This window comes from Neorhizobium sp. T7_12 (assembly GCF_002968535.1).
Classification (GTDB): Bacteria; Pseudomonadota; Alphaproteobacteria; order Rhizobiales; family Rhizobiaceae; genus Neorhizobium; species Neorhizobium tomejilense.
Window position 1 is genome coordinate 1 of record NZ_PVBK01000009.1, and the last position, 13,664, is coordinate 13,664.

A 13,664-nucleotide genomic window follows, 5' to 3' on the forward strand; every position below is an offset into this window, starting at 1 on the left:
CCCGCAAGGATCCCGACCCCCGCCGGATCGCTGGCTGGATTGGCATTTCCCACGGTCACGTCACGTGCTGTTCGACGAAGTATCGCTTTGATGTCGCTTGGTGACAGCTTGGCGTTTGCCTGCAGCAACAACGCGCAGAGACCAGCCAACTGAGGCGCGGCGGCCGACGTCCCGCTGAACACGCCCCATCCGTCAGTCGGACCCGTACTGTCATAACTTGAGCCGTCTCGATCGATCGCGCAGCCTGAAGGTATAGGTAGGGCAAGATAGTTGGCGTGCGGCAGCAGGCCGACCAGCCCGCAAACGTCGGGAACGCTGCGCCCACTGTATATCAGGCTTTGAAAGGCGCTCGCGTAGTTGGACGCTCGCATGGCGCCCGCCGCGTCAACGTAGACACCTCCAGCGGAAAGAACATCAGGCATTTGGCCTGGAAACGAATAGTGGCCGTTACCGGCCGAAAAGACGATGACCACACCTCGTTTCACAGCGGCTTGAATTTCCGCCTCCAGAGCAATCAGGCTGTTCGGCAGACGAGGTAGAGGCGAGTTGCCCGGCCCGCGAAGGTCATATCCAAGACTGACGGAGATGACGTGCGGATCGTGCTTTAGGGCTTCTTGCAGTCCCTCCAGGACCGATGCGCCGGAATCGGGATTAGCTTCGTTGTCGAGCTTGATGCCGATAAAAGTTACGCCGGGGGCAATGGCAAAGACGTTGGCGGACTCGCCGGTTCCATGACCATTCCCATCGACAGCACGGTCTGCTGCACCCGGGGCGAGAACCACGGAAGAGGAATAGCCGTTCGCCTTGAAGAATGGGTGACCGTGCGCGAACCCGCTGTCGATCATTGCGACACGAATTCCCTTGCCCGTGATACCTTTGAGATGGGCCTGCGTTGCATTCATCAATCGCGCTATGTCTGCCGGCGCGGTCAAATGGTAATATGGAATTGGTGGCGGAGCGGCGGTAGGAAGAGAGGCAGCGGCGCTAGCAACGCCACTGGCTTTGGATGGCTTTGCTGCCTTTGCCATGTAAATGTGTGGCCACTGAATGTATACGTCGTCCAGCAAGGCTTGCAGGGCTGGATCAGGATCCCAAGGCGCGCCGTCAGGCGGAAAAAGGACAGAGCTCATTTGGGCGGCGGAGCCGCCGGGAACGGGCATGCGCTCGAGCTTCGTCCTGAAAAGGTCCTCAAATGCGGCCTTCGTACACCGCATCGAAGCTGAGAGTTCGCCACGGCCTGTCAGCTTGAAGCCGCGTCGTGCAAGCTCTGCGATTGCGAGATCAGCGTCTGCGGGTTCAGGCCTGAAACTTGCAATCGTATCCGTGGACATGCGAGCACCGAACTTTGTCGGTCCCGTTTGTTCGCCCGGGCGGTTGAACGTCACGGCGACCCGGAGCAACTCATCCTTTGGGCCACGGCGAACTGGTTTTGTGGTCAGATCCTTCTCGTCATATGCTTTCATCGCACCCGTCCCCCCGACTATTCGAATGAAAGATGTTCCGGCGCCTCACTAATGGATTCAACAAACGGTTTAAGCTGCTCAGGAACCGTAAGTTCGCCCTCTGGCGATGACGAGAACAGCTTTTCAAATTCCGAATTCGGCATTCGGACCGAAAGGGTCGCGACGCCTTCCCCGCTCAATGTCATCCCGGCTTGTGTCGCGGCATGAATGGCAGCAGCTCGCGCATCGTCCGTACGACACGTTTCGTGCAGTAGGACTTGAAGACGCTTTTGTTGTCGCAACTCACTGGCCATGATCTCACTCGGACCGGCAGATTAGGCAGCGCATGCACTCATAAGCTTAGTAAAATGAAACCTATACTCAACTTTCTTGATACTCAACTGAAAATGGTTGCTAGCCAACAATTCTTCGCTCTTCAGTGGCCAACTCTCACCTCACTTTGCTGGCTAGACCCTCTAGGAAAACCTCGAACCGCTTCTCATCGTAAAGAAAGCCCATCTGGTGAGTTCCAGGGCGTGTTTTACCCCAACTCGCAATCAAAGCTCGTGCATTGCGTCGATATCGGCCCAGGTGCTCCAAATCCCCGTAATGAACGGCACCACAGGCAAGAACAATCTGACCGTAGTGGCTTAGCTCTTCCCCTTCCTGTGCCTCAACATCGCTCGCCAGTTCGCGATAAGCGGCTTTCGCAAGGCGCTGGAGCGGCTGATTGGAAAGCTGGAGAAGACCAAGGCTGATTAGATTGATCCTGCTTCGCCGGCGGATGGTTTCAAGCACCGACGCGCGCGCGGCTCGTTCTGGTCGGCCAACTTCACGTCCAACCGCTGTGCTAAGCTCTTCGAACTCTGCTGCCAGATGCAATATTTCGTCGTGATCAAACGCTTTTGTATCGAGCCAGCGCAACATCATCACGGAGTATCGCAAAGCGAGTTGTTCGCTCGCAATCCGCTCAGTGACGGGATCCAGTTGAGGATCAAGCTTGAACTCATCAAGCATGATCTTCTCGGCGTATGTTAGTAAGTCGGATGCTTTCGCGAGATCTTCAACGCTCCGCGCCAGATTACGACGACAAAAAGCTTCCAAATAGGAGGCTTCGCGCCCATTGGGGCCATGCCGCTTCAGTCCATTCTTCGTCTTTTCCGCATCCCCATTGGACCGCGCGTGTGCGCACAGAAATGCCGCAGAAGACCAATGTTGACCTTGGGCCAAGATATAGGCGACGACCATGACAAAGTTGTATCCAGAACGATCGGCTTCTTCGACAGCGGTCTTATGAGCCGCAAACGCCGCAGGGTCGAACAGTTCAGGCTTCGCCATCCAAGCTTCAGCGTCGCGAAGAAATCTTTCGGCCTGAGGGCCTTCTAGGCAGAGGCGAGGCGCATGTCGTTCCGGGCTTGCAGGATTTCTGACGAGCCCGATAAGAAACCGGACCTCCGTGAACGCTCGCACGCATCCTCGCCATGCCTCTTGGACCTCCTCCTCGATCCTGGGCATCCATCGATCGATGAATTCGCGTAATACCACGCCGGTGCTTTGATTCACCTGCTCGACTTCTCGCAGGTAGTTGGCATCTGCGAGCGTGGCTAATTCTGTCCCCTTTGCAAACTCGTCCCACCTGTTGAGCACATCCGCGTAGAGATCTGGACTTTTGGTCGCGACCCTCGCCACTGCCCCTTTTATACTGTCGTCAAGCTCGAACCGCACCTTGGTCCATTGGCCAAGAGGCTCATCGCGGTCCTGAAAATCGCCGAGCAAGAGGCCGAGCCAGGCACGTATTGAGGACCCTGTGCGGTTATATTCAGGATCGGACTGGCCAGGCCGAAGGACGGCCGCCCTGTCGAGAAAACTGCGAGGATGGCGAAGATACGCTTTGCGAAAGCTGGCTCCATATCGAAGCGCATGAGAGTCGGGAATCTCATTGTTAGCCGCAATTTGCAAACGTTCTGCTGCGATAAGAAGGGAGCTGTCGCTCGTGATGTATACTATCCGACTGGGCGGATTTAATCGTGCCAGCTGCTCATTCCAAATCTGGAGGTTCGCCATCGCTGAAGCATCACGTTCAAGTCGTATATCGTCACGCCTTCCAAGTTCTAGTAGGCTCTCGTGCCACGAAGTTCTTACATCAGAAAGCTGGGCCATGTCTTTAAAGACTGTGGGAGGGCGCATCACCCTGCACATCTCTGGTGAAAAAATGTCCGGATGCAGGTCAGCGTCGTCGGCACTTATGTAACGACCTCTTTCGACCAGCTCCATCATCCGCCGAGCCTTGTTCACGGATGTCAGTTTGGACGCCAGTACGCGGGCTGCATTATCGGCAATTGCTTGGTCTTGGCTTGCGAGGTTCTCAAAGAGGGAGCTCGAAGAAATGGCGCCGTCATAAGAAGCGCTGAGACCAAGAGCACGTTTGAGTGACGCCAGAGTCTCGGCTGCCGAAAGCGTGTCACGCTCCGCAATTGCGCGGAAGAGATCCACTTCTGCCGTTACTGGCGGTATGACGATTAGCGGAACATCGTTTTTTACGAGCTCGAACCAGATAAACCGCGCGAGCGCGGTCGCGATAGCCACCTTGCGCTCTGGCGGGTCGGATTGAAACACCTCTCCAAAGCCAATACGGTTTTCGATGCCGCTGGCACTGCCGCTGCTTGGTTTGATATGTAAGCCGAAGATATTGCTGTCGACTGCGTATAGGATTTTAAAGGTCGTCTCCGACTGGTCTATAACGTCCGCCTGCATAAGGTCGTGCTGGCCGGCCGCGTCGGCTACGAGGGCAACGAGTGAGCCTTCGCTTGCGTCTGCCATCGTCAAGCCTCTTCCAGTTCGCGTTCCGCAAACAATTCATTTGCCTCTGCTTCGTCTTCAGCGTCAACCAAGCCTTCTTCCACCAAATCGTCCCTGGTCTTAAGAGGCCCGGCAGTCGGGCGGGGGAACGGCTTTTGAATTGGGCGGGAAGGCTCGGCGGCGGACTGCTGGCTGGAGAGACCATATTTCCCCAGGAAATCCATGATCGCTTCGTCTTCGAGCGCTGATGCCCACCAGTCGTACTGAAGCGCTCGGCTATTCGGAGCTTCGCCTTGCGGTATCCGCCTTACCCAGTCCTCGAACGAGGCCACAAGATGGGCCGGGTCCTGTACGATTGCAATTACTTCCTTGACCCTGCGTTGCCGCTCATTCCAGCGCTGGCCTTTTATCGGCCGGCACAGGTGTGAAGCGTAGCGACCATGTAGAGGTCGCGCCAGAACGCGAAGGTATTCGCTCAACCCGGTAGGATCTGCCTTGCACAGCGCCGGTAGTGCGCGGCGGGCGTGAAGTTCACCGAAACCATTGGCATGAGCCAACCGCATCAGAACCTGACGGGTCTCCTGGTGTAAAACCATCGGCCATGCAGCGACCGCCTCCACCAGAGAGAATATCAGATCGCTGTTCCGTTCATCCTCCCTTTCCGGGTCTACCAGATGTGCAAGGACAAGGATGGCGCGGCGAATGCCAAGGACCGCGGCTAGGGACAACAATCGTTGAGCAAGGATGAAATCCTGTTTATCGCTGAGATCCAGTCGGCGCATAGCCTGCTGAGCCCGAACGCAAACTCTTCCTTCTCGGTATCTGCAAGGCGCGAGTAGATATCGGTGAGAGACTCCTCCAGTTGTTGCCAGGGATGGATCAGATGCTGTGCACCGGGAAATGGGTCCCGACCTGGCACATTGTCACCGAACTCATAGGCCCGAAGACCCACTCGCAACCAAGATGCGAACCAGCGCGCGTCATGGCCGACAAATAAAGGCTCTGGCCGTGCATCTTCGTCCATTGACGGTCGCTCACTCATACCGACGCGCCCAGGCGTTCTGCAAAACGTTTATCACCGATTCTATGGCGAGTTTTCAATTCACCGAGGAGCGTAAAGCTTACTTCAGAGCCTTTCATGTCTTCTTCCCATATCTGGTTGGACACGCGCTCGGGCGCTCCTCTGACGGGTTTGCTTTCGCTCTGGATGGAAGCAAGGTCGGCCGTGCGTCCCCAATGCAATTCCGGAACGCCCTCACTTTTATTGCGAGGAACCATGAAACGAGAATTGTCCAGCGAGTCGAAAGCGCTCGGTCGATAGTGACCGACTCGATCGGCAATCACACCGGGGAACCGGAGACTGAAAAGATATAGCGGGATATCACGCCCCGCTGGCTTCAAGTGTACCAATCCAAGTCGATCCCGGGACGCCTGCGCTCGCTTCTCGCTCGGACCATCGATGGAATCGTCGGGCATATCCTGCGCCCGCGTGAACCAAACAATACCGTTGGACAGCCGACCATTGGTCGGAAGCTTGAAGCGCCTTTCATCATCCGGCAAGGAGCCCAGTGCTTCGCACCATTCCCTGATGTCAACTTCCTTGGCGTTCCGCGGCAGAGGCTGCAGGTCCAGATTGGCAACCGCACGCTTTCGCCAGTAGCTGTGATCGATCAAATACATCAGGCTTGTATGAGGCACGACGCGGTAGAGAGTCTCCCCATCGAGACGTTCAGCATTGCTGAAAGCGCACGGAAAGATATTGTTCAAAGCGTTGACGCGTCTTTGCTCGGTGTCGTCGCTACCTGGTCCTGAATATCGCTTGCGCCGCACGATATCAGTGTAGGCCGTCGCGAGTTGCGATTTCGCACTCGAAATCTGCAGGGCGGATTCGTTAAGCTTTGGGAGAAAGTCGCAGGTCTTCGAGAATGTGAAAATGTCTTGGTAGGTATGAAGCCCAACCTCGATGCCCGCCGCGAGGTTCAATTGCAATATTCGCCAACGCGACAGGTGATCAGCAAGAGTTCCCAGCGACCTAGATAGCCCCATACATTCCCACCATCGCTATGTATTGCCCCCCGTAATTTCTACCCTGGAATGCAATGGTTCTGTCAAGGACTTTCGTAATATAGCGGCGGCGATACTCCCAAAGGGCGTAAATGAGACGGGTTTGACCTCATTCAATCACTTGAAGTGGTCATCTAGCGCGCGAAGGATACTTGAAAAGCCACGGCCTTGCGCATACAATAGCGTCCGATCCTCACGGTGTTCGCGGATGAACTCCGTGGCGGCATGTTTCGCGGAAAGCCAAGTCACAACAAAAATGTCTGCGTTCTCAGCCAAGGCCTTTAGACGCACCGATCCGCCATGATCTGCAGCACAATCGACGACCGCGGTTGGGGCCATTTCCTCTATGGCATTCTTGGCCTGGCGGCTCGATGTCTCTGTTAACGAATAGATCGCGATCCGCAACCCTTCCAATTTATGGCTTACGTCATCGTTCGATTCGGGTTCGACGCTCACGCCGAGTGCATCGAGCGACCAGCCAAGTTCGCCGGCGAGGCGCTTTACGGCTGTCCGTTGCAGGGTACTCAACCGCCCGTAAAGAGGTGCCGTCCTAGCGAGGATGCTGTGAAGGAAGGCTTCACGACTCTTGGCGTCCGGTGCGCTGGCCCGCATGAAGCTCTCGATCGTGTCGAGAACCCAGTAGATCATATCGATGCCAAAGGCTTGCCCTGCCAATTCATTTATATCAGCGATAAGTGATGCGTAATTCGCCTCGTTTACTCCTACTGTCAGGAGGGCCTCCACCAATACCTGGCTGGATTCATAAACCGATCCACCGCGCGTTGAGTTCAGCGCAAACAAGGTAAGGAGGCTCGAATAGACCGGCGCCATGGTAGGGGCGGGGAACGCAGGGTCTCGCTGAAGCCATGCCACAAGGAAAGGGAGCGCTTGCGCGGTCCGTTCCGATGCGAGCGGGTCGTCCTGCGCAAGATTGAGGGCCGTCACGAACGCGGCAACATGAGAAGGATCGCTCGTTGACGATTGAGCAGACCACTCATCTTTCCCGTGACGGGCTATCTCGAGAGCGTTGGTGAAGGACGGATCAGCTGTTTTTTCGAGCCATTCGATCCATGATGATGGCACACCGCCTGGAGCGTTTGCCTCGATAAGGCGAACGGCGGTGCTGAAGGGTTCGGCATCCCGAAGCAAAGCGAGTTCCGCCGGCGCGAGCTTCGCCAGTGCGGCGAATGCCGCAGCAACGTTGTCGACAGCCTCTACAGCATCCACCTGAACCAACGCGGCACGAGCATCGTCGAGCGGCGATGAAGGTGGCGTCGAGGTCGATTGAGGCGAGACAGCGCTCGGCCGGGTATCCAATTCGTCCGCAAGCCATTCCAATGAAGAATGGTTACCGGAGAGCGCCTCCTTGATATCTGACCGCGATGACGACGTCAGAAGTTCCAGGGCGTAGAGTTTCAAGCCGCCGGGTGTCAGAGTTGATGGCAACGGCACAGAAAGCAAAGGTTGAGCCAGGTCGTGCACGGTCGTTTGGTAGATTTCATAGACGCGGCTGCGATCGATGGCGTCGAACAGGTCGGCCAGATGCGTGCGGTAGAGCGCCTCCAACAAAAGCGCGGTGATTGCGGGAGGTCTGCGGGCGAGCCGCAAGCTGCCAAAGCCGGCCAGCGCGACGATCGCTGCCCAGTCGCCGAACGTAGCAAGGAGTTGAACCTCTAGGAACTTGGTATTCAGCGCATCGAGCCGCAGGTCACCCTTGAGCCGATCCAGAATAGCAGTCGCGGCGTCCCGACGGCCGACATTGAGATTATCTTGAAATCTTGCCAGCAACCAACTTGTCGGTTCTGAGACCGCGGATTGAAGATCGGGAGCACGGGCGATCGTTTCGCGGACGCGCATTAGCGCGCGCAAAGCCAACAAGACACTTTTGCGGTCTTGCGGGATTTGAATGACGCAGGTCGCGGCGGGCCGTGTCTGAGCGAGCCTTTGAGCTGTCGGTTCGCCGGGAGGGAGTGGCGCAGTGATACCGTTGAAGGACGTGATGGTCGGTCCCGCAAAGGCCTTTAGGACCGGCGCCAGCCGGCGCCAGGCCATCATTGTTGGCGCGGCGACCAAGATTTGCAGCCGACCGGCTGCATTTGTAACCGGGACAAGAGCGCCTGGAAACGCAGCATCTACAATAGTCGTGCGAAGCTGCCTGCAAACGTCCTCGACGTCCGGACCGAAGGTCGAGGTTGTTGAGATCGTTTCGAGATCAGAAAGAATGGTTTGTGCATCTGCCATATCAGAGCCAATCATTTCAGGAGCCCCTCCCAACGCGACTCCAATTCGATCGTCTGCTCCGCAACTGAAGCCGGATCTGTCCGGAGGACAAGGTGTTCTCCGTTAATGGATATTCCGTTTAGGGTGAGATTCATTGACCCGCTCAAGAAGTAGTCAGCGCCAAGAAGGCCCTTCGCGTGGAAGTCTTTTTCGATTGTCCACCGCACCTGATCCCCGAAGATTGCTTTCAAGGTCTGTAACTTCGCGATGAAGTATTCATTGTGGCCGTGCTCGCGAATGATCAGGCGAACCTGCTGGCCGCGCGACAGGAGCGCCCGCAGCACCTCGGATAATCTTATCGATGCGCTCGGCCAGTCCGGTTGGATCGACGCAAACTGTCGGGCAGAATTATCGATGACCTCGATGTCGGAAATCCATGCAAAGAAAAACCAGAGCTTCGGGCTAGGGCTAATCAACTCGGCTATGAAAAGGCTCTGAAAGAGATCGCGAACCGCGCGCGACTGGGCGGGACCATGCAGGTCACGTGAAGGTCCGAGCATCAGATTTGCTCCCGCAGTGTCAAGGTGGAAAGGATCCGACCTGATGCTCGGTCGATACGTTCGACGACCGGGAAGAACTGCAGGACCCCGACATTAATCGGCGTTGCCGCGAGAAGCACCATCGCTTCGCGTAGCGCCCCCGCATTTTCCGAAGCGGCGGCCAACTGGCAAACCCCATGGGTTTCGAACGCTTGGCTCAGTTGGGCAAACCAGTCGGGGGCGGCGAGTTCGACAGTTGGCGTCGATCTCGTCAGCACCACTTGGCGGACCAAAGCCGGGTCGGTGGTGCGCGCCTGCCGATAGGGATTATACGATTGAAGCGAGCGCAGCCTCACCTCTTCGGCCCGCGGCCAAAGCAAACTGGTGATGGCCGCCAGGACCGTGACGTTTCCGATCGCTGCCGCTGGTAGAGTGGCCGACAAAAACGAACGAACAGCTGACGACAATGCGGCGTCCTTGCTGCAAATGTAGGCGAATTCTCTGAGCCCGATCGACATCGAATATCGACCCTCGAGGAGGTCCCAGTGAGATTGCAGATCGAGCAGAAGCTGGTCCAGTTGAGGTCCGCTACCGGCGCGCAGAAGGCGAACGTTGAGGGATACGGAAAGCGCATGGCTAACATCGATCCCGCCCAGTCGTGTGAGGCGTTGGGACAGGGATCTCCAAAGAACAGCGCGCTCGCCATGCGAGTTGGTGGCACGCAATTGCGCAATTTCTCCCGCGACGTTCGGGTCATTGAGGGCGAGACGGAGGATCTGGCGAAGGCCAGGATCAACCAGTTCCAGGTCGGTTGGAGCGAGAGAAGCCTCTAGCGCTGTAAGGAAAATCTGCGGTTCGGATGCGAATTTTTCGGCAAAGGCTTGGAGGACTCCTGCCCCTCCCAGTGTCGCCTCTGTTATCCAGACGCTTGTCTCGCCGCTCTCATGGTCGTCACGGATGTCAACCAGAAGCGTGTCGACTGTTGCGTGCCGCGGTGCAGAGGAGATGCACGCCTGAAGCATTGCCTCTCCGAGCGTTTCCAGAACGAGAGTCCGAAGCCATGCACCGAACGCGACCGGATCCGGTTCCCAAAGGAGTTGCGCGATCATACGCATACGTTCTCGAACAATCGGAAGGCTGATCTGGTTCGAAAGTGCCTGTTGCAGCCGTCCCGGTCCTCGTCGCCGTTGAGCCGGCGGCGCGCCGTCGCCGTCGTTGTTTGCGGCTTCGTCGCGATCATCGCCGTCGCCGTCCTCGTCATCCGGAACGACAGGCGGCATCGCACCGAACAACTCGCTCATTGTGTCGTGAAAGACGCCTTCGAACCGAGGTTCGCCTAACACATCCGAAGTGACCTCCGGCAAGGAACGCTCTGTGTTGGCGGCATCCGCCAAAAGCGCTGAGACCATGATCTGGAAAAGCCATTCGCGCTGGAATGGATTGAGGTCGGCAGGAAGGTCCTGGTCTTTCTTGAAAGTGTCCCGCGCGAAATTCACCTTACTCGTCGCGAGCAGCGATGCGGGAAGGGAATTTGCCGCATCCTCGAAGCCTTCAGGCAGCCTCACATCGATCCGAAGGCCGTCAACCTCAAGCTCAAAACCAAGTGCGGCCGGGCGACCATCATCACTTTTAAAATGCACCGTAACGGGAAAATCATCCTGTAGGGTCCGCACATTTGCATGCCCGGTCGATGCAAACCTGCGCACGCTAACGCTTGATCGAAAGCGGTGAAGATAGAAGTCGACGGACCCAACCAAGCGGCGCCAGCTTGAGCGAGGCGGTATGGGGACATTAAGCGCATCGCCGTTCACAACGATGTCGGTTTGCCAGGCGAGTCTTGCGTTGCTGCTCGGGAGTGCGTCGCTCCGGGTAGCCTTTGTCAGGCGCACGGTCCAGGGACGAAATACAAGGACCGGTGCTGCGCCCACGTGGTCGTTGAATCGGCCAGCGAACTCTCCGACAAACTCGTGTTCTTCTGCGTAGTCGCTGATCCGGCAATCTTGTTCGGGATGCGAGGGGTCGATCGACACCCAATGCGACAACGCGCCCCGCTCAGGCGCAAACCGGCGCGTGACACGCCCAGGCGCCAATTGATTGAGGCCTTGGAGAATGGGCATCATCTCCACCCGTTCGACGTGATTTGCCGTTGCCGGGGGCAGGATAATTTTGATTTCCGGCAGGCTGAGGTCGCTAAAAAGGCTCCTAGGGACGAAATCTGGAAGAGGGTGATAGTCGGTCTTCAGATCGAATTCACCCATTTGACTTGGAAAAGCCAGGCGCCAGTCGCGAAATAAGCGTCGGACCAGTGTTGGGATTGCCTCGAGTAGAAGCGAGCGTGGCGGTTCCCAAAGCAAGGTATTGGCCGCGGCCGCATCAATGCCCAATGCTGACGTGAGGTGTCGGGCGAGGTCGTCTACAGTGACTTGATTGCCCTGAATGAGGTCGGAGAGGATCGCCTTGGTGCGTTCCAATACGGTCCGGACAGCCTGGCTGGGATTGTCCTGTGGTCGGCTCAGCAAGTCCCACTGCCACGCCTTCTCGTAGCCTGCTGTTCGCGCGGCCACCCAATCGAACATGGCATAAACGGCCTGGATTTTCAAAACATACGGGTTTCGGATCGGAAGGTTCTGCGGTTCGAGCGCGGGATCAAACAGGTGTTCGTACGCCTGATAGAAAGCCCGATCGCGTCCATAGTCCGACAGGACCGTAAGCGTGATGGGACGCATCGCTCGCGCACGGCCGGCGCGACCCTTTCGCTGCAGGAACGATGCCATGCCACGCGGGGCCTTGTGTTGGATAATAGCGCCGACGGTGGGATCATTGAAACCAACCTCGAGCGCGGTCGTGGCGACCACAACATTGGCGGACTGATTGACTCCGGCGTCTTGAGACGTCGTGCGACCTACAACCAGCCGTCTGTCGAGAGGATGATGACCGATATCTTCGCAAACCCTCCATCGCTGTCCATCGACATCACGCAGTGCAGCGTCACCGCCGTCGCCGCGCAACGCTGCAAGCGGGCGACGTTGATTGTCTGGTTGACCGAAAATGTTGTAGGCCTCTGCATCGCGCAGGTCGTCATAAAGTCGGTTTGTTACGTCGAGATCATCCGTAAACAAAAACGCGCGGCGGCCAAAAGCCCCGGAGACATCGGCTGCTCCTGGCGGATCGAGGAGGCGCGGTAAGAGCATCGCCGTCTGGATCGTGGTCGAAAGCAATGACGCGCGCGAGGTCGGATCGCCCCGGAGCAAGATCTGGTACTCGGCGCCTTCCTCGTCATATTCCGTCAGCGCCGGTGTGATCTCGACGACGCGATCGGGATGCGCGCCCGTCAGATCAGCAAAGAAATGCGACGCGTTGCCCAAGGTCGCCGACAAGCCGACCCAGGATATCGGCGACGCCAGCAGATGCCGCCATCGCCTAAGCGTTAGAGCGGCCTGAGCGCCTGATATGCCTTCATAGGTGTGGACTTCGTCAAGAAGACCAAAGAACGGGCGTTTGGCCTGGGGTAGACCCACGCCAAACAAGCTGCGCATCCAGGGGTCGGAGAGTCGCTGATTCAGCATTTCGGTCGTCGTGAACAGGATATCTGGCGGTTGGCGCTGCATCCGTTCGCGTGTGAGCACGATTTCCGATTCACTCACCGCCCCGCTGCACTCGGGTCGCGCACAGCCGAGACGCTCCCTTGCTGCCTCGATGTCGGCCCGTCGCCAGATCAGTTCGTTCGCGCAGGTCGGGCAGCGCAAGAAGGGGCAAACGAAGTCTTGTCCCCGTCGGCTCCATTCCTTGTCAGCGAGTTCCTTCTCGGTGGCACGTCGTGGTGAGGATCGAAACAATGCGCCGATTTTCATTGGCCGGCGCCCATGCTGCGCCAGCGCTCCTGCGACGGTACGGGCCATGCGGAACGCTTCACCGAACTGGTCCTTAAGCAGTTCGGTTCGGGGGTATATCGCAACCGCCTTGACCCAGTGGTCCGCGCCGATCGCTTCGCCGATCCTGATCATCGCCGGCAAATAGAACGCGATCGTCTTGCCGCTACCGGTGCCGGCAGTGACGATCGTACCGCCATCGTCGGTCGGAACGGTTAGCCTGACGGCGGCGCGTTCCTGAAAGGCCGCCAATTTCATGTCGGGCAGTGAGGTCAACGACCGAAAGAGATCTCGGCGCAGCGGGGTGGACGCAAGGATCGCGGCATGGTCGGTCAGAATCGCTTCCGGCAATCGATCACGCTTGGGAAATCGCCGTGGCCGCCGGTCAACACGGAAATCAGAGACAAGATGCGGTGCGCCCTGCCATGGCTTGTTCGGGAACAACTGACGGTTCGCCGCTGCCAAGCGCACCATTTCGCCGAAACGCGATCGCAACCGGATCTCGCCGCCCGGATTTTGCAACTCGAAGACAACACGGGCGGCAATCAATTCTTCAATGGCATCATCCGCTGCTGACGCGTTTCCGGCCGTGACCACCGATCTCGCCAGCGCGAGCACTTCACTTTCGCTCAGAAAACCGTCCGTAAAACCCCATTCAAGCGACCGCATTTCGATCGCTTCGATGAGATCCAGTAGCTTGGCTGCATTGAGCGAGAGCGCCATCAAACTTA

Annotated in this window: 8 protein-coding genes; all 8 read right to left on the bottom strand. The window is 57.5% G+C overall.

From position 1 onward, the window contains the following. The coding region (locus C5J26_RS19055; protein ID WP_105403195.1) for a S8 family serine peptidase at nucleotides 1-1,463 on the bottom strand (1,463 nt) is incomplete at its 3' end. 17 nt (nucleotides 1,464-1,480) lie between these two features. After that, nucleotides 1,481-1,756, bottom strand: coding sequence for a hypothetical protein (locus C5J26_RS19060; protein ID WP_105403196.1), 276 nt, complete (start codon nucleotides 1,754-1,756; stop codon nucleotides 1,481-1,483). A 136-nt stretch (nucleotides 1,757-1,892) separates the two neighbouring features. After that, nucleotides 1,893-4,262, bottom strand: a complete 2,370-nt coding sequence (locus C5J26_RS19065; protein WP_105403197.1) for a hypothetical protein — start codon at nucleotides 4,260-4,262, stop codon at nucleotides 1,893-1,895. Between the two features lie 2 nt (nucleotides 4,263-4,264). Then, on the bottom strand, nucleotides 4,265-5,023 hold the full coding sequence (locus C5J26_RS19070; protein WP_105403198.1) for a hypothetical protein: 759 nt from the start codon (nucleotides 5,021-5,023) through the stop codon (nucleotides 4,265-4,267). A gap of 256 nt (nucleotides 5,024-5,279) precedes the next feature. Continuing rightward, nucleotides 5,280-6,224, bottom strand: coding sequence for a hypothetical protein (locus tag C5J26_RS19075; RefSeq protein ID WP_105403199.1), 945 nt, complete (start codon nucleotides 6,222-6,224; stop codon nucleotides 5,280-5,282). 198 nt (nucleotides 6,225-6,422) lie between these two features. Continuing rightward, on the bottom strand, nucleotides 6,423-8,561 hold the full coding sequence (gene dpdD / locus C5J26_RS19080; protein ID WP_105403200.1) for a protein DpdD: 2,139 nt from the start codon (nucleotides 8,559-8,561) through the stop codon (nucleotides 6,423-6,425). Further along, nucleotides 8,558-9,085 (bottom strand): phospholipase D-like domain-containing protein DpdK, encoded by a 528-nt coding sequence (gene dpdK, locus C5J26_RS19085; protein WP_105403201.1) that lies wholly within the window; start codon nucleotides 9,083-9,085, stop codon nucleotides 8,558-8,560. The genes dpdD and dpdK overlap by 4 nt, the downstream gene beginning before the upstream one ends. Then, nucleotides 9,085-13,656: a protein DpdJ gene (gene dpdJ / locus C5J26_RS19090; RefSeq protein ID WP_105403202.1), complete on the bottom strand. Its 4,572-nt coding sequence runs from the start codon at nucleotides 13,654-13,656 to the stop codon at nucleotides 9,085-9,087. Before dpdJ ends, dpdK begins: the two co-directional genes overlap by 1 nt. Nucleotides 13,657-13,664: the final 8 nt, after the last annotated feature.